At 71.7% G+C, this 16979-nt stretch carries 16 protein-coding genes and 1 pseudogene; 9 read left to right on the forward strand and 8 right to left on the reverse strand.

Going from position 1 to position 16979, the window contains the following annotated elements; genetic code table 11:
• The first annotated feature begins 312 nt into the window (after window positions 1-312).
• Window positions 313-1848: an MFS transporter gene (locus ACWD3D_RS19780; protein ID WP_451462134.1), complete on the forward strand. Its 1536-nt coding sequence runs from the start codon at window positions 313-315 to the stop codon at window positions 1846-1848.
• 151 nt (window positions 1849-1999) lie between these two features.
• On the opposite strand, the gene ACWD3D_RS19785 is transcribed toward ACWD3D_RS19780, so the two are convergent.
• Window positions 2000-2503 (reverse strand): MarR family winged helix-turn-helix transcriptional regulator, encoded by a 504-nt coding sequence (locus ACWD3D_RS19785; RefSeq protein WP_451462135.1) that lies wholly within the window; start codon window positions 2501-2503, stop codon window positions 2000-2002.
• Window positions 2504-2694: 191 nt separating this feature from the next.
• Between ACWD3D_RS19785 and ACWD3D_RS19790 the strand changes: the two genes are divergently transcribed.
• Window positions 2695-3477, forward strand: a complete 783-nt coding sequence (locus ACWD3D_RS19790) for a dioxygenase family protein (RefSeq protein ID WP_451462136.1) — start codon at window positions 2695-2697, stop codon at window positions 3475-3477.
• Between the two features lie 20 nt (window positions 3478-3497).
• On the opposite strand, the gene ACWD3D_RS19795 is transcribed toward ACWD3D_RS19790, so the two are convergent.
• Complete coding sequence (locus ACWD3D_RS19795; RefSeq protein ID WP_451462137.1) at window positions 3498-4046, reverse strand: N-acetyltransferase family protein; 549 nt, start codon at window positions 4044-4046, stop codon at window positions 3498-3500.
• Window positions 4047-4194: 148 nt separating this feature from the next.
• Between ACWD3D_RS19795 and ACWD3D_RS19800 the strand changes: the two genes are divergently transcribed.
• Entirely contained in the window at window positions 4195-5193 is a 999-nt protein-coding gene (locus tag ACWD3D_RS19800) for a sigma-70 family RNA polymerase sigma factor (protein ID WP_451462138.1), read from the forward strand.
• A 244-nt stretch (window positions 5194-5437) separates the two neighbouring features.
• Here the strand turns inward: ACWD3D_RS19800 and ACWD3D_RS19805 are convergent, their stop codons facing one another.
• A complete protein-coding gene (locus ACWD3D_RS19805; RefSeq protein ID WP_451462139.1) occupies window positions 5438-6184 on the reverse strand; it encodes a DUF6227 family protein in 747 nt (248 codons plus the stop codon).
• Between the two features lie 543 nt (window positions 6185-6727).
• Here ACWD3D_RS19805 and ACWD3D_RS19810 point away from each other — a divergent pair.
• From ACWD3D_RS19810 to ACWD3D_RS19835, 6 genes are read left to right on the forward strand one after another with little or no spacing between them, the layout of a single operon-like run.
• The gene (locus tag ACWD3D_RS19810; protein WP_451462140.1) at window positions 6728-7897 is read left to right on the forward strand and encodes an MFS transporter; all 1170 of its coding nucleotides are present in this window, start codon (window positions 6728-6730) and stop codon (window positions 7895-7897) included.
• Complete coding sequence (locus tag ACWD3D_RS19815) at window positions 7894-10251, forward strand: molybdopterin oxidoreductase family protein (protein WP_451462141.1); 2358 nt, start codon at window positions 7894-7896, stop codon at window positions 10249-10251. The genes ACWD3D_RS19810 and ACWD3D_RS19815 overlap by 4 nt, the downstream gene beginning before the upstream one ends.
• A 6-nt stretch (window positions 10252-10257) precedes the next feature.
• Complete coding sequence (locus tag ACWD3D_RS19820; RefSeq protein WP_327177372.1) at window positions 10258-10860, forward strand: 4Fe-4S dicluster domain-containing protein; 603 nt, start codon at window positions 10258-10260, stop codon at window positions 10858-10860.
• Window positions 10857-11687: a Rieske (2Fe-2S) protein gene (locus ACWD3D_RS19825; RefSeq protein WP_451462142.1), complete on the forward strand. Its 831-nt coding sequence runs from the start codon at window positions 10857-10859 to the stop codon at window positions 11685-11687. The genes ACWD3D_RS19820 and ACWD3D_RS19825 overlap by 4 nt, the downstream gene beginning before the upstream one ends.
• Window positions 11684-12064 carry a hypothetical protein gene (locus tag ACWD3D_RS19830; protein WP_451462143.1) on the forward strand — a complete coding sequence of 127 codons (381 nt, stop codon included), beginning with the start codon at window positions 11684-11686 and terminating at the stop codon, window positions 12062-12064. Before ACWD3D_RS19825 ends, ACWD3D_RS19830 begins: the two co-directional genes overlap by 4 nt.
• A 44-nt stretch (window positions 12065-12108) precedes the next feature.
• Entirely contained in the window at window positions 12109-12375 is a 267-nt protein-coding gene (locus tag ACWD3D_RS19835; RefSeq protein WP_451462144.1) for a hypothetical protein, read from the forward strand.
• A gap of 71 nt (window positions 12376-12446) precedes the next feature.
• Here the strand turns inward: ACWD3D_RS19835 and ACWD3D_RS19840 are convergent, their stop codons facing one another.
• From ACWD3D_RS19840 to ACWD3D_RS19860, 5 genes and pseudogenes are all read right to left on the reverse strand, one after another.
• The gene (locus tag ACWD3D_RS19840) at window positions 12447-13157 is read right to left on the reverse strand and encodes a hypothetical protein (protein ID WP_451462145.1); all 711 of its coding nucleotides are present in this window, start codon (window positions 13155-13157) and stop codon (window positions 12447-12449) included.
• A 227-nt stretch (window positions 13158-13384) separates the two neighbouring features.
• Entirely contained in the window at window positions 13385-14305 is a 921-nt protein-coding gene (locus ACWD3D_RS19845) for an S-methyl-5'-thioadenosine phosphorylase (RefSeq protein WP_451462146.1), read from the reverse strand.
• 198 nt (window positions 14306-14503) lie between these two features.
• Window positions 14504-14875, reverse strand: a complete 372-nt coding sequence (locus ACWD3D_RS19850; RefSeq protein ID WP_451462147.1) for an FmdB family zinc ribbon protein — start codon at window positions 14873-14875, stop codon at window positions 14504-14506.
• A gap of 66 nt (window positions 14876-14941) precedes the next feature.
• Window positions 14942-16222: an MFS transporter gene (locus ACWD3D_RS19855; protein WP_451462148.1), complete on the reverse strand. Its 1281-nt coding sequence runs from the start codon at window positions 16220-16222 to the stop codon at window positions 14942-14944.
• Between the two features lie 378 nt (window positions 16223-16600).
• Window positions 16601-16979: pseudogene (locus ACWD3D_RS19860) on the reverse strand (hypothetical protein); the annotation flags it as partial.

The following is a 16979-nucleotide window of genomic DNA, read 5'->3' on the forward strand; positions in this document are numbered from 1 at the left end:
CTCCCACATGGTGATCGGGGCCATCTGCGAGTAGCGCAGGTTGAGCTTGGTGTACGCGTCGAAGATGCCGTGCGACAGCGCCTCCTCGTCGCCGCTCCCGCCCGTGCCCCGCCCGCCGCACCGGGCGTCCGACCGCCCGCCCCCGCGTCCCGTGGAGCCCGCCCCGAAAGCCGTTTCCAGACGATTCGTCTCTTCTCTTCACCCGTGCCCGGGTGCGTCTCCGCGCGCCCGTCACGTCCCACGCGTGCCTCGCACGAACCCTCGCGATCGACGTCCCGCCGGTCCCGCGCATGTCCTTAGGTGGCTATTCCCATGTCAGAAACCCTGTCGAAGAACGCCGGCGTACCGGCTCCCGACCCCGGGCGCTGGAAGGCCCTGGCCTTCATCGCCCTCGCGCAGCTGATGGTCGTGCTCGACGCGACCATCGTGAACATCGCGCTGCCCAAGGCCCAGGTGGACCTCGGCATCTCCGACGCCAACAAGCAGTGGGTCATCACGGCCTACGCCCTCGCCTTCGGCGGGCTCCTGCTCTTCGGTGGCCGGATTTCCGACCTCTTCGGCCGCAAGCGCACCTTCACCATCGGCCTGATCGGCTTCGCGCTGGCCTCCGCGCTCGGCGGTGCGGCCACCGGCCAGGCGCTGCTGTTCGGCTCCCGCGCCCTCCAGGGCGTCTTCGGGGCCCTGCTCGCGCCCGCCGCCCTCTCGCTGCTGGCCGTGACGTTCACCGACGCCAAGGAACGCGCCAAGGCGTTCGGCATCTTCGGTGCCATCGCCGGTGGTGGCGGCGCGGTCGGCCTGCTGCTCGGCGGCTTCCTGACCGACTCGCTCAACTGGCGCTGGACCTTCTTCGTCAACATCCCGTTCGCGGTCATCGCGGCGGTCGGTGCGTACCTCTACATCCGTGAGCCCGCCGGTACGCGCAACCGCTCCTCGCTCGACATCCCGGGCGTGCTGCTCTCCACCCTCGGCCTGGTCTCGCTGGTCTACGGCTTCACCCGCGCCGAGTCGGCCGGCTGGTCGGACGCGCTGACGGTCGGTTCGTTCGTCGCGTCCGTCGTGCTGCTGGCCGCCTTCATCGTGGTCGAGTCGCGCGTCTCGTCGCCGCTGCTGCCCCTCCGCGTGCTCGGCGACCGCACCCGCGGTGGCATCTACCTCTCGCTGGGCCTCGCCGTCATCGGCATGTTCGGCCTCTTCCTCTTCCTCACCTACTACCTCCAGGTGGTCAAGGGGTACAGCTCGCTCTCGACCGGCTTCGCCTTCCTGCCGATGGTCGCGGGCATGATCACGGGCTCCACGCAGATCGGCGCCCGCCTGATGACCCGCGTCGCGCCGCGTCTGCTGATGGGACCGGGCTTCCTGCTCGCCGCCGTCGGCATGTTGCTGCTGACGCGCCTGGAGGTCGGCTCCTCGTACGCCGGCGTCATCCTGCCGGGCATGGTCCTGCTCGGCCTCGGCATGGGTACGGCGTTCATGCCGGCCATGTCCATGGCCACCCACGGCATCGAGCCGCGTGACGCGGGCGTCGCCTCCGCGATGGTCAACACCTCGCAGCAGGTCGGTGGCGCCATCGGTACGGCCCTGCTGAACACCGTCGCCGCCAGCGCCACCACCGCGTTCGTCGCCGACCACGCGGCGGGCGCCACCGACCCGAAGCTGCTCCAGCTCCAGGGCCTGGTGGACGGCTACACCAGCGCGATCTGGTGGGCGGTCGGCATCCTCGTCGTCGCCTCCGCCATCGCCTTCACCCTCATCAACGCCGGCAAGCCCAGCATGGGCCCGGTGAGCCAGGGCGGCGGCACGCGTGACGCCGAGGAGGACGAGTTCAAGATCCCGGTGATCGCGCACTGATCAGCTGATCGCGCCCGGTTCTCCTGCCCCGGTCCCGCCGCCACCCGCGGCGGGGCCGGGGCAGGCCCGTATCCGCCGCCACCCGTGGCGGGGCCGGGGCAGGCCCGTATTCGCTCCCGCCGCCTTCGTGTCCGCTCCCGGCTTCTCCGCCTCAGCGGAGCCAGGGCAGGTCCGCGTCGGCGCGGTCCGGCTGCAGCCCCGCCGCCAGCGTCCGCATGATCTCCCCGAGCCGGGACACCTGCTCGGGCGTGAGCCGGTCGAACATCGCCTGGCGGACGGCGGCGACATGGCCCGGTGCCGAGCGCCGCAGCATCGCGTGGCCCTCCTCGGTGAGGACCGCGTTCTGGCCGCGCTTGTCGGTAGGACAGTCCTCCCGGCGCACCCAGCCGTTCTTCTCCAGCCGGGCGATGGCGTGCGAGAGCCGGGAGCGGGTGATCTTGGCGTCCTTCGCCAGCTCGGTCATCCTCAGCTGCCCACCGGGCGACTGGGAGAGCTGGACGAGCAGCCCGTAGTAGACGTGCGGCATGCCCGCGTCCCGCTGCAACTGGCGGTCGAGATGGTCCTCCAGCAGTGTGGTCGTCTGGAGATAGGCACGCCAGACGCCCTGCTCGTCGTCGGTGAGCCACCGTGTGCCGGTCGTGGGTGCCGTGGTCATGTGACCACTGTACGACTTTTCTTGAAAGTTGAACTAGATGCGTCTAGGCTCACTCGCATAGGAACTTGAAGATTCAAGAAGCTGTCGCGCGGGAGGTTCGCCGGGAGCCGGAGCGGGCCCCTCCCGCTCCGGAAGCCGGACCGGGTCCACCGGAGGAGAATCGTCACCAGCCGCAGCGGATGGGGAGCGTCATGACCGACACCGCCGAGCGGATGCCCGCTCTCTACCTCTCCCACGGCGCCCCGCCGCTCGCCGACGACCCGGTGTGGACGGACGAGCTGGCCGCCTGGTCCGCCGACCTGCCCCGCCCGCGCGCGATCCTGATCGTCTCCGCCCACTGGGAGGAGGCCCCCCTCGCGATCGGCGCCACCACCACGGTGCCGCTCGTCTACGACTTCTGGGGCTTCCCCGAGCACTACTACCAGGTGCGGTACGCCGCCCCGGGCGCCCCGGAGCTGGCCGAGGACGTCCGCAAGCTGCTGCGCGCCGCCGGTACGCCGGTCCAGGACATCCCGGACCGCGGCCTCGACCACGGCGCGTACGTCCCGCTGGTGGAGATGTTCCCCGACGCCGACATCCCGGTCCTCCAGATCTCCATGCCCACCCTCGACCCGCGCAAGCTGATGGACATCGGCCGCAAGCTCGCCCCGCTGCGGGACGAGGGCGTACTGATCGTCGGCAGCGGCTTCTTCACCCACAACCTCGCCGCGCTCCGCCACGCCGGGGGCGGCACCCCGGGCTGGTCGGCCGAGTTCGACGACTGGGGGAACCGGGCCCTTCGGGCGCAGGACATCGACGCGCTGCTCGACTTCGAGCGCAAGTCCCCGGCCGGCCGCCTCGCCCATCCCCGTACCGAGCACTTCGCGCCACTCTTCGTGACGCTGGGCGCCTCCGAGGACGAGCTCGACCGGGGCCGCAGTGTGATCGACGGCTTCTGGATGGGGCTGGCGAAGCGCTCGGTCCAGTTCGGCTGAGCCCGCGGCTCCCTCCCGGTCTACAGAGGCTTCTCGAACCAGCTCACGTCCCAGTACCGCCCGAACTTCCGCCCCACCTCGGTGTACGTGCCGAGCGGGCGGAAGCCGAAGGCCGCGTGGAGGCGCCCGGACGGCACGTTCGGCTGAGTGATGCCCGCGTACGCGCGGTGCAGGTCCTCGTCGGCCAGTGCCTCGAAGAGCGCCGTGTAGAGCAGCGTGCCGATGCCCAGGCCCGTCGCGTCCGGCGCGCAGTAGACGCTGACCTCCACCGAGGTCCCGTACGCCGCCTTGGGGCGGAACGCGCTGCTGGTGGCGTACCCCAGCACCCTGCCGCCGCCCGGTGTCCCGCCGTCCTTTTCGGCCGTACCGGTGTCCACGGCGACGAGCAGGCGGTGCGGGCCGTGGTCCGGGTGGGCGCGCAGCCAGGGCAGGCGCTCCTCCGGAGTGAACGGGGTCACGTCGAATGTGAGCGCCGTCTCACGGACGTAGTGGTTGTACAGCTCCGTGAGAGCTGCCAGATCACCCTCCGTACCGGGTCTGACCTGCGTATCCGTGGGTATGCGGGACATCTGTCCTCCTGTCGGCGGCCGACAGGGTACTGCATGATCTCGAAACTGAAGCCGGTGCTGGGGAATTCTGTCCGGATTCCAGTCGTTGTTTCCATCGGATGCAGGGCACCCGAAAGGGTGTCGCGACCTACTCAGCAAGGGAGCACGCATGGCAACCCGTGCCGTCGCCCGTCGTTCGTCACCCACCGGTGGGACCGAACGGGCCCGCAGTGTTCGCGGTGGAAGCGGGGAGATCGCCGACCGCGACCTGGTCGGCATGTACCTCGACGAGATCGCGCGAACGCCCCTGCTCGACGCCGCCAAGGAGGTCGAGCTGTCGCAGGCCATCGAGGCGGGTGTCTACGCCCGCAAGATCCTCGACGGTGAGGTCGAGAGCGACGCCGGTGGGGCGAAGCCCGAGGAGCTGGAAGCGCTGTTCGACGAGAGCGAGCGCGCCAAGGACGTCTTCATCCGCTCCAACCTCCGTCTCGTCGTCGCCGTGGCCCGTCGCTACCCGCGCGCGGGTCTGCCGCTGCTCGACCTGATCCAGGAGGGGAACGCCGGCCTGGTGCGCGCGGTCGAGAAGTTCGACTACGCCAAGGGCTTCAAGTTCTCCACCTACGCCACCTGGTGGATCCGTCAGGCCATCACCCGCTCGATAGCGGACCAGTCCCGCACGATCCGCCTCCCCGTCCACCTGGTGGAGGAGCTGGGCCGCATCCGCCGGGTCCAGCGCGAGTTCAACCGCGAGCACGGGCGCGACCCGGAGCACGAGGAGATCGCCGCCGAGCTGGACTCCAACACCGAGCGGGTCAGCAACGTCCTGGACTGGGCCCGCGACCCGGTCAGCCTCAACATGCCGGTCGACGACAACGGCGACACGCAGTTCGGCGACCTGCTGGAGGACACCTCCGCGGTCTCGCCCGAGCAGTCCGTGATGTCACTGCTGCGCAGCGAGGAGCTGGAGGAGCTGATCGGCAAGCTCGACAACCGCACCGCCTCCATCATCCGGATGCGTTACGGGATCGAGGACGGCCGTGAGCGGACGCTGACCGAAGTGGGCAAGGAACACGGTCTGACGCGTGAGCGGATTCGCCAGATCGAGAAGCACGCGTTGGTCGAATTGAAGCGAATGGCGCGCGACACGGGCTTTGACGCTGCGGCGTGAGCCAATAACCCGTAATCTCCCCATCAAGCCGGTTCGCACCGGCCCGACGACCGGTCTTCGCACCGGTCCCATGGACCGAGTCCCGGCGCCCACCCCCCCCGGCGTCGGGGCTCGCTCATGTCCGGGGCCGGGTGGCGGGGCGAGGACCGGCTCGAAGGACGGGGCGGGTCCGGGTCCGGTTCTCAGGCCTCGCGTCCGGTGTCGGCCGGAAGGTGCGCCCGGGCGGAAGGTGCGCCCGGGCGGCTCAGCAGATGCGGGTGCGGTGTTCCATCGCGTCGCGGGCCGTCTGCTCGTCGGTGTAGACCTCGCACATGTGTCGGCCGTCCTCGGTCGCCGTGTGCTCGACCTCCCAGAGGCTGGTCTCGCTGCCGTCGAGCAGCAGGAACGCGTGTTCGTAGAGAGTGAACCCGGCGTCGTGGCCGCCCACCCGGAACTGCCGGCCGAAGATCTGGGTGATGTGGTGGGCGAAGGCCGAGCGCAGCAGCCGTGCCGTGGGCCCGCCCGGACGGTCCGGGTTCTCCGCGCGGCGCAGCACCCGGCGGGCGTGGTCGGCGCTGTTGTCGGGGGCGTACGTCCGGGGTGACGGCCCCGCGGGGGCGGCCATCAGCGCGTTCAGCGTGTCCAGGTCGATGGTCGGCGCGTCCTCGGCGAATGCCGGGGCGTCCGTGAACTCGCCGGTGACCCGGGCCGCGGCGACATGGGCGTCCGCCTCGTCGTCGTACAGCTCGTGTTCCCGGGCGGTGGGCGCGTCCCGGCCGCCGCCGTGCACCAGCTCCCAGAGGCTGAGCGCGCTGCCGTCGGTGAGCAGGTAGGTGTGACGGTACGTCTCGCGGTGCAGCTCCGCGCTGTGGTGCGAGGAGTGCAGGGTGCTGCTGTGCGCGAGTGCCGTGCCGAGTCGCTCGACCGTGCTGTCGGGCAGGTCGAAGGAGTTGAGGGCCCGTCGCAGGAGTCGGTCGAGGTGCTGCTCGGTTGTCTCGTACGGATCGCTCAAGGTGCTGTCTCCAGGCCGTTGCCGCATGTGACGTGGTGCGTGCTTAACGTAGTCCCTGGCTCCGACATCGTCGCCGGGGTTGGAAAAAACGTGGGACGGCGGCGGAAAGTTCCCGTCGCGCTCGAAAGTCCTGCCGAACTCCCCGCCGGCCGGGGCGAGTCGGCGTTCCATCCGGATTCGACCCGGTTGGTGGACTTTCATCCGCGGCGTCTCCCGTGTCGACGTACTGTCCTTCCGCGCGTCGGGGGAGCCGGGAGCGGGAGAGCCTGGGTGAGCCCTTCGCCCTGTGCGACACCCCCTCGCCCGCCCCGAGCGGATCGCTTCCGCCCGTGCGGTCTTCGCCTCCCACGGACTGCGCGCGGTCCGAGCCGCCATCGCTGCCCCCCGTACACCCCCCCGTACGCGGGCCGCCCCGCATGGGTCCGTCCTGCGCGGGCCGCCACGCGGGGCGGGCCGTGCGGGGGCCCGCCATGTAGGGGATGCGCTCACCCGGGCGAGGTCTAAAACAGAGTAAAAGCACCCATAAGTACCTACGGTGGTCGAGTGACCGAGCCACCAGAAGCCTCCGCCGTACCGCCCACGCCCGGTGATCCGTCCTCCTCGTCCGGCGTCTCGGCGCGCGTGACCACCGAGGAACCGCCCCCGTCCGGGCCTGGCGGTGCCCTCCGCAGGGCGGCAGCCGCCCTGCCCGGGTCCGTCAACGCGCGGGCGACCATGGTCGGCGCGGCCGTGTCGGTCCTGCTGATCCTCGCGATCGTCCTCGGCAGCAGGCTGCTGCTGAACTTCGACTCCGCCCTGCTGCCCTACGCCGTCGCCAGCGTCTTCCTGGCCTTCGGCGTCGCCTACCGCTACACGGTCTGGATCTCCGCCCCCGGCGCCGCACGCCTCTTCAAGCAGGGCTGGCGCAGCCTCTTCTCCGCCGAGAACTTCCGTCAGGCCCCCACCGCCCTGCCGAAGATGATCGCCACCTACCTCGGCTTCCAGAAGTTCCTCGGCGCCCGCTCGCACGCCCGCTGGGCCGCCCACCAACTGATCTTCTGGGGCTGCATCCTGGCCGCCCTGATCACCTTCCCGCTGACCTGGGGCTGGTTCACCTTCACCTCGGGGTCCGGGTCCGGCCCCGGGTACGAGATGCGGATCTGGGGTTTCAAGATCCTCGGCTTCGACTCGCTGAGCTTCATCGGCTGGGTGATGTTCCACGGCCTGGACCTCGCGGCCGTCCTCGTCATCCCCGGCGCCTCGTACTTCCTCTGGCGCCGCATGAAGGACCGCGGCGCCAGCACCGGACAGCGCTTCGGCTACGACCTGATCCCGCTGATCGCGCTGATCGTCATCTCCGTCACCGGGCTGCTGCTCACCTTCTCGTCGATCTTCCTGCACGGCGGAGGCTACGAGTTCCTCGCCGTCCTCCACATGGTCGCGGTGGTCTTCACCCTCATCTACATCCCGTTCGGGAAGTTCTTCCACATCGTCCAGCGCCCGGCCGCGGTCGGCATGCAGCTGTTCAAGTACACCGCCCGCCAGGGGGACGAGGTCTTCACCTGCCGGCGCTGCGGACAGGACATCGACACCGAGCCCTACGTCGAGAACCTCCGCGGCACCATGCGCGACCTGCGGCTCGACTTCGACGAGTGGGCCGAGTACTGCCCGCGCTGCAAGCGGGTGCTGCGCGGCAGCGCCTACCTCACCCATGTGAAGAAGGGCTTCAAGTGACCGCGGACCCGCGAGCCGCCGACCACGGCTCGGCCGTGCCCCCCGCCCCGTCGGGCGACCGTGCCGCCGTACCCCTCGACCCCTCCCTCGCCCCTCCCGGCACCCGCGCGTTCCGCGACGCCGGAGGCATCCCCGCCGACCAGTGGCATGCCGACCAGGACGGCGAGACGCTCGTCCCCACCCACTGCTGCTTCTGCGGCGTCCAGTGCGGGATGTATCTGCGGGTCGACAAGGGCGGCAAGGTCTTCGGCGTCGAACCCCGCAACCACGACATCAACCGGATGCGGCTCTGCCCCAAGGGCATCAACGCCTACCAGCAGGTCAACCACCCCGACCGGCTCACCGCCCCGCTGATGCGCCGTTCCCGCGACGAGGAGTTCGCCGAGGTCTCCTGGGACGAGGCGCTCGACTTCACCGTCGCCGAGATCCGCCGCATCCAGGAGATGTACGGGAAGGACGCGTTCGGCCTCCTCGGCGGCGCCAGCCTCTTCTCCGAGAAGACCTACCTGGTCGGCAAGTTCGCCCGGGTCGCGCTCAAGACCAAGCACGTCGACTACAACGGCCGTCTCTGCATGGTCAGCGCCGCCGGGGCCAACAAACTCGCCTTCGGCATCGACCGGGCCGGCAACCCCTTCTCCGACATCCTGCTCACCGACTGCCTGCTCATCGCCGGATCCAACGTCGGCGAGTGCTTCCCCGTGCTGACCCAGTACGTCTGGGGAGCCCGGGACCGGGGCGCCTCCCTCATCGTCGTCGACCCGCGCGAGACGGCCGTCGCCCGGACCGCCGACATCCACGTGGCGCTCAAGCCCGGCACCGACTCGGCGTTCTTCAACTCCGTGCTCAGCGTGATCGTCGAGGAGGGGCTCACCGACGAGGCGTACCTCGCCGAGCACACCACCGGCTGGGAGGAGGTGAAGGCCAAGGCGGCCGAGTACCCGCCGTCCCGCGCGGCCGGGATCTGCGGTGTTCCCGCCGAACAGATCGTCCAGGTCGCCCGGACCTTCGCCCGCGCACCCAAGGCCATGGCCTGGCACGCCCGGGGCATCGAGCACCACTCGCAGGGCGTCGAGAACTGCCTCACCGTGATCAACCTCTGCGCCGCGACCGGCCACATCGGCAAGCCCGGCGCCGGATACGGAACCCTCACCGGCCAGGGCAACGGCCAGGGCGGTCGCGAGCACGGTCAGAAGGCCGACCTGCTGCCCGGCGGACGCTCCATCCTCAACGAGGAGCACCGCCGCCAGATCTGTGAGGTCTGGGGCATCGAGGAGTCCGAACTCCCCACCGCCGGAACCTCCATGATGGAGATGGTCTGGCAGATGCAGCGCCGTGAGATCCGCGGCCTGATCGGCATCTGCAACAACCCCTTCGTCTCCCTCCCGAACTACCGGGTGGTCAAGGAGGGGTACGACGCCACCGAGTTCCACGCCCAGTTCGACTTCTTCCTCTCCGAGACCGCCGCCAACGCCCACGTGGTCTTCCCCGTCACCACCTGGGCCGAGGACGACGGCGTGATGGCCAACGCGGAGGCCCGCGTCGTCAAGCACAACAAGGCGCAGGAGCCGCCCCCCGGCGTACGGACCGACACCTGGGTGATGTGCGAACTCGCCCGGCGCCTCGGCGAGGGCGACAAGTTCTCCTTCGCCGGCTCCCGCGAGGTCTTCGACGAACTGCGCCTCGCCTCCCGGGGCACCGTCATCGACTACTACGGCATCACCTACGAACGGCTGGAGGAGACCGGCGGCATCGCCTGGCCCTGCCCCACCACGGACCACCCCGGCACACCCCGCCTCTTCGAGGACGGCCGGACCTACCACGAGGACGGCAAGATCCACCTCCAGGTCGTCGAGTGGCACCTGCCGATGGACCCGTACAGCGACGAGTTCCCGATGTCCCTCACCACCGGGCGCACGGTCGCGCACTTCCTCTCGGGCAACCAGACCCGCCGGCTCGGCGCCCTCGTGGAGCAGACGCCCCGCCCCTGGGCGGAGGTCCACCCGTCCCACGGCTTCCGCACCGGCGAACCCGTCCGGGTCGTCACCCGGCGCGGCAGCGAGGTCTTCCCCGCCCTCGTCACCGAGGCGATCCGGCCCGACACCGTCTTCGTGCCGTACCACTGGCCGGTCCCCACCGCCGCCAACGCCCTCACCATCGACGCGCTCGACCCCCGCTCGAAGATCCCCGAGTACAAGGTGTGCGCCTGCCGCATCGAGCACGCGGCCGAGCTCGACATCGTGCCCTCGCCGCCCGTCGCCCCCGGGCACGTCGCGTACCCGGAGACCCAGGTCTCCCGGACCGACCCGCTGCCCCCCACGTCCCCGCAGGGCCGTGGCACCTCGGAGAGGAGCTGACGCCCCGTGATGGGCAGAACGATCTTCATCGATCCAGGCCGCTGCATCGGCTGCCAGGCATGCGTCTCCGCCTGCCGCGAATGCGACTCGCACCGCGGCAAGTCGATGATCCACCTCGACTACACCGACGAGGGACAGAGCGTCGCCTCCCTCCCCACCGTCTGCATGCACTGTGAGGACCCCGTCGCCCCGTGCGCCGAGGTCTGCCCCGCCGACGCCATCCTCGTGACGGCCGACGGCGTGGTGCAGCAGGCCGACACCACCCGCTGCATCGGCTGCGCCAACTGCGTCAACGCCTGCCCCTTCGGCGTACCCAAGATCGACCTCGAAGCCAAGCTCCAGCTGAAGTGCAACCTCTGCTACGACCGCACCGCCTACGGCCTCGCCCCCATGTGCGCCACCGTCTGCCCCACCGGAGCCCTCTTCTACGGAACCGTCGAGGAGCTCCAGGCGGAGCGCCCCGGGGTCCAGGTCGCCGACACCTTCGTCTTCGGGTCGACCGAGGTACGAACCGGGGTCGCCATGGTCGTCCCCGCGGACAAGGTCCAGTGGCCCGTACCCGGCGGGCTGCCCGTCGTCGAGATCAACGGTAAGGACGTCCGCCGATGAGCGTCACCGAACAGCCCCCGGGCAACGAGCGGCCCCCCGGGAACGACCCCCGCGAGGCCCTGCACGACCGGATCTCCGCCGACGCCCTCACCACCCGCCGCGACTACCTCCGGATCGTCACCACCGTCTCCGGTGGGCTGGCCGTCGGCGGCATCGGGGTGGCAGCCGGCATCCTGCACCGCCACGGCGACACCGACGACGGCAAGCCGGCACAGCCCAAGATGATCGCCTCCCGGCTGCTCCCCGGTGAGTCCCTCGCCTTCCGCTACCCGGGCGAAGAGGATCGCGCGGTGGCCGTACGGCTCGACGACGGCACCCTCGTCGGCTACTCCGCGATCTGCACCCACCTCGCCTGCGCCGTGCTGTGGCGGAAGGACCGGGGTACCGAGGGCGAGCTGTACTGCCCCTGCCACGAGGGCGTCTTCGACGCGCGCACCGGCGAGGTTACCGCCGGTCCGCCGCCGCGTGGGCTCCCCAAGGTGGTCATCTCCGAAGAGACCGACGGCAGCGTCTGGGCGATCGGCACGACCCGGTCCGGCGAGTCCATCGAGGAAGGCGTCTGCCGCCAGCTCCAGGAGACCAACCCCGGCCTCGCCGGCCGCCTCGGCTGCCCCGGCACGGCCGACGGCGTCGAAGCACCTGGCCGCAGCGGGAACGGGAGCGCCGAGGAACCGGAACGCACCGGAACGGCATCCGCGCACCGCATCGGTGACACGAAGGCACGTGACATGAAGGCCCGTGACATGAAGCCGCGTGACATGAAGCCGCGTGACACGAAGACCTCTGACGCGAAGACCACTGACGCGAAGGCAGGTGGCCGGGCGTGACCGAGGAACAGCCGCCGCCCGAGGGCCCGGCATACCCGGAGTACCACCCGGGGAGTGCCCGGCCCGAACTGAACCGGCCCGTCAAGGAGCGCTATCCGCAGATCCGGCCCACCAGCGGCTACGGCGACCCCCGGGTCCGGCACACCGGACCGGGCCCGGGGGCCGGCACCGACCAGGAGCCGGAGCGGTCCGCCAAGCTGACCGCCCGCCTGGTGCTGGCGATGACCGTGGTCGTCGGCCAGCTCTGGGGCCTGCTGGTGATCGTCGACGAGTGGATGGAGGGCAACACCGGAACCGCCTGGTGGGGTGCCGGCTTCCTCTGCCTGTCGTTCCTGGCGGTCCTCGGGCTCTGGTGGCTGGACCCGAAGGACCGCTGACCGGGCCGCCGGGGCCGGTGCTCCCGCCGCCGTACCCTGGAGGCATGAGCACCGTCCCCGCCCCCGGAACCAGCGAGCCGCAGCCGGAGAACCCGGAGAACCCGGAGAACCCGGAGAGCCCGGAGCGGCCCGAGTCGGCGCGGCCGAAGCCGGAGCAGGCCAAGCCGCGGCCGAAGCTGGACTTCGGCGATCCGCTGGACCAGCAGTCGTCCGACGACACGGACCAGGGCTGGGGAGGACGGCCTTCGGCCGGTGGCGGTGCCGCCGACCTCGCCCGCTTCCTGGACGAGAAGCCCCCGCACCACATCTGAGCCACCGGCCCGGCGAAGTCCCGGGCCGCGCGGGGGCCGTGGCCCCGGGCCGCACGGCCGTGGCCGCGTCGTCACGCATCGGACACCGCCACCAGCAGCTCGCCCGTCGCATGGGCGCCGGCCAGCGCCACCGCCGTCTCGCGGGTCACCGACAGCATCACCAACGCGCCACCGTCCGGATCTCGCGCGCCCGGATCTGCCCAGCCCGGCTCTCCCGCACCAGCGGGCGGCCGGTCGGCCCGCGCCGTGTCCGGTCCGGGTGTGCCCGGGACGCGGCGGACCCGGACAGCGCGTGCCACCACCCGCGCACCGTCCCCGGACGCCGGAGCGGAGATCACGTCCACCCGGTCGCCGGGGCGCAGCAGCCGCACCGTCGCCGCGTCCGCGATCCGCACCGGCGCGGACACCAGGCGCACCGGTGGGCGCGCCCGCTCCGGGCCCGGTACGCCCGCCGCCCTGCCCACCGCGGCACCCAGCCCCGACGCGGCGAGAGCGGCTGCCGCCAGCGCGAAACCCGCCGCCAGGGCGCGCTGCCGGCCGTACAGCGCGCGCCGCAGACGCAGAGTGCCGCCACCGCTCCGCACCCGCAGCGGCGGGAAGTCGGGGACCGCGCACCGGGGCGGTACGGGCGACGGGAGGCGGGCGGTTCCGCCGGGACGTGCCCACCCGGGTGCGGGCTTGCCGGGGGCGGTCCGGGCGGCCCGGGCGGTCGGGGCGGGCCCGGCGTCCGCGTACGGGGCCGAGGGGCCGGCGGGCGGACGGGTCGTGGTGTTCGGGAACATGGCGCCACCTGAGGTGTGTGCGGAAGGCCCGCCGGACGTCCCGGTCGGGCCCCCTCACCCTCTCCCGTGCACGCGGATCCCGCTGGGGCCTGTGGACCGTCCACCGGTTGTGGAAAACTCCGCCACCCGCAGGGGTGAAACAGGCCCGCGCCCCCGCAGCGGGCCCGACACGGCAGGCCTCCACAACGCGCCCCGGGTCCCACTCGACGCAGAGCCCGCGCCCCGCACTACGGCAGCGCGATCCCCGTGTCGAGACCGTCCAGCAGCGCGATCCCCGTGTCGAGACCGTCCAGCGCGCGGGTGCACACGCAGTCGCGGCTCTCCTCCGAGGGCAGCAGGGCCACCGCGTCGAAGAGCACCGAGCGCAGCCGGTCCACGTTCTCTGCGAACACCCGGAGCACCTCCTCGTGGGACACGCCCTCGCCCGCCTCGGCCCCCGCGTCCAGGTCTGTGACCAGAGTCATCGTTGAGTAGCAGAGGCCCAGCTCACGGGCGAGCACCGCCTCGGGGTGGCCCGTCATGCCCACCACCGACCAGCCCATCGCCGCGTGCCAGCGCGATTCCGCGCGGGTCGAGAAGCGCGGCCCCTCGACCACCACCAGCGTCCCGCCGTCCACCGCGTCCCAGTCCTGCCCACGTGCCGCGGCGAGCGCGGCGGCGCGCCCCCGGGGGCAGTACGGGTCGGCGAATCCGAGGTGCACCACGTTCGGCACCGTGCCGTCGGGCAGCGGTTCGCCGTCGTAGTAGGTCTGGGCGCGCGCCTTGGTGCGGTCGACCAGCTGGTCCGGGACGAGCAGGGTGCCAGGGCCGTACTCGGGCCGCAGACCGCCGACCGCGCACGGGCCGAGCACCTGGCTCACGCCGAGGGAACGCAGCGCCCAGAGGTTGGCGCGGTAGTTGATGCGGTGCGGCGGAAGGTGGTGGCCGCGACCGTGCCGGGGCAGGAAGGCGACCCGGCGGCCGGCGATCTCGCCGAGGAACACGGAGTCGCTGGGGTCCCCGTACGGGGTCTTCACCCGCACCTCGGTGACGTCGTCCAGGAAGGAGTAGAACCCTGAGCCCCCGATGACGCCGATCTCCGCGCCGGGCCCCGAGGCCGCACCCGTCACCGCCGCGGCGGTCGAATCCGTACCCGTACCAGCGCTCATGACGTCCCCCCGGCCCGGCGCGTACCCGCGTCCGTGATCGTGCCTGCGTTCACCATGCGGTCAGGCTAAGGGCTTGGGGGGAAGCAACACCTCGATTCGCCCAAGCCCTTGGCGGGGGACAGCACGAGGACTCCGCCGAGGTGATCGGCGGAGTCCCGGTAAAGCTGTGCGTGGTGGAGCTGTGTGGTGCTGCCTGCCTCAGGCGGCCGAGCCACTCGACGAGGCCGAGGAGGACGACGAACCGGCCGACGACGAGGCCGAGGCGGTGGAAGCCGACGACGAAGACGAAGCCGAGGACGACGAAGACGAGCCCGAGTCGGAGCTCGACGACGACTTCGAAGCGGATTCGGACGACTTGGTGGACGACGAAGCAGGCGTGCTGCTCGACGACGATCCACGGCTGTCGTTCCGGTAGAAACCGGAACCCTTGAAGACGATGCCGACCGCGGAGAACACCTTCTTGAGGCGTCCATCGCAGTTCGGGCACACGGTCAAGGCGTCATCGGTGAACTTCTGCACCGCCTCAAGGCCTTCGCCACATTCGGTGCACTGGTACTGATAGGTCGGCACTTGCTCCTCCTGGCACTCTCACTCAGTGAGTGCTAACGACGTTCCATACTGACCTATTCCGTGGAATCAGTCCACCGTGACCGGCTCCCGGTGACCGATCCCACGTGCCACGGCCCGTCCGGACGCGGCCGGCAGAAGCCGCGAACGCAGGGCCAGCAGGGTCGCCAGCGCGACCACCGTGGCCACCAGCGGGACGACGAATCCACTGCTCGCGCCTCGCTCGTCGGCCAGCCGGCCGGCCACCGTGACGGCCGCCGCCTGCCCCAGGGCCACCGAGCCGGTCAGCCAGGTGAACGCCTCGGTCCGGGCGGAGGCCGGGGCCAACGCGTCGACCAGGGTGTACCCGCTGATCAGCGCGGGCGCGATGGAGAGCCCGACCAGGAAGCCGAGCCCGGCCATCAGCGGCGCGGAGTGCACCGCCCAGAGCGCGGACGCGGTCAGGGTCAGTGCGGCGTACCCGACGATCAGCCTGCGGCGGGGGCCGCGCTTCCACGCGACCGCGCCGCAGACGATCCCGGCCAGCATGTTGCCGGAGGCGAAGACCCCGTACAGCAGGCCGTTCACGCCGGGGTGGCCGATCTCCTCGGCGAACGCGGTCAGCGAGACCTGCAGGCCGCCGAAGACCGCGCCGATGCCCAGGAACGTGATCGCCAGCACCCGGACACCGGGGACGGCCAGGGCGGAGGTACGCGGCGCGGAGCCGGTGGCGGGGGAGTGCGGGGCGGGCTCGGTGGAGCGCCGCGCCGCGAAGAGCGCCCCGCCGATCAGGGTCAGCGTCGCCTCGGTGACCAGCCCGGCCGCCGGGTGCACGCCGGTGCAGAGCGCGGTGGTGAGCACCGGCCCCAGAACGAAAGTGAACTCGTCGGTCACCGACTCGAACGCGGCGGCGGTCGCCATCAGCGGGGAGGCCGGGCGGCCGGGCGCGGCCCCCAGCAGCGCCGCCCAGCGGGCGCGCACCATGGGGCCGATCTGCGGGATCGCGGCACCGGTCGGTACGGCGGCGGCGAAGAGCGCCCACAGGGGCGCGTGCGCCAGCGCGAGCGCCGTCAGCGCGCCGACCGACACCGTGTGCACCAGTACGCCGGGCAGCAGCACGGTCCGCTGCCCGAACCGGTCCGCCAGCCGGCCGCTCTGCGGCGCGAACAGGGCCATCGAGACACCGGAGACCGCCGCGACGGCGCCCGCGCTGCCGTAGGAGCCGGTGGTGTGCTGGACGAGCAGGACGATGCCGATGGTCAGCATCGCGAAGGGCTGCCGGGCGGCGAAGCCCGGGAGCAGGAAGGTCCACGCACCGGGGGTGCGCAGCAGTTGCCCGTATCCGGGCCGGACGGGGACCGTGGACGCCACGGCCGTGCCTTTCTGCCGCCTGGTGGCACCGCGCCCGGGACGCCGTCGAGGCGTACGGGGGCTGCCGAGAGCTGTCCTCTTCGCGCGGAACTGCGGTAGATGCCGGGCGTCCCGCTCAAGGGGTGCGGAGGAGCGACGCCACGACCGCCATACGGTCGCGCCAGCTCTGCGTCAGACAGAGTCGGTCGATCAGATCGGGTTCATGTTACAGCCGGAAGTCGAGGCGGCCGGGGCGGCGGGGAGGCGGTACGGGAGTGCGGGCGGGCGTACGCCCCGTGCAACGGCCGGTACGGCGCACGCCCCGGGGCGTGCGGCCACACCGGACCACGGCCCGGTCGTATACGGCTTGGTGCGGCCCGTTCGTACACGACCGGGCCGTCAGCGTCGGGCGGTCGGCCCCTCCGAGCGGTCGCCCGTCCCCGGCCGGTCCCCGCCTCCGTGGAGACCCGGGCGCTCGGGGTTCTCGATGCGCTCCGGGTGCTCCGGCTTCTCCCCGTCCCGCGCGGGCGCACCCTTCGACGAGGCCCGCCCGCCCTGCCCGGAGGCCCGCCCGTCCTGCCCGGAGGCCCGCCCGTCATGCCCGGAGGCCCGCCCGTCCTGCCCCGCGGCCCGCCCGTCCGGCTTCGGCCGCCCCGCCTTCTCCATGCGCGGGCCGTCCTCCCGCCGCCCGTCCTGCCTTCCGCCGGAGTGTGACGCGGGCGGGTTCGCGGACGCGGTTCGGAGCAGAGCCGGAGGCGGGGCCGGGGGGCGGATCCCG

This window comes from Streptomyces sp. NPDC002690 (assembly GCF_053592415.1).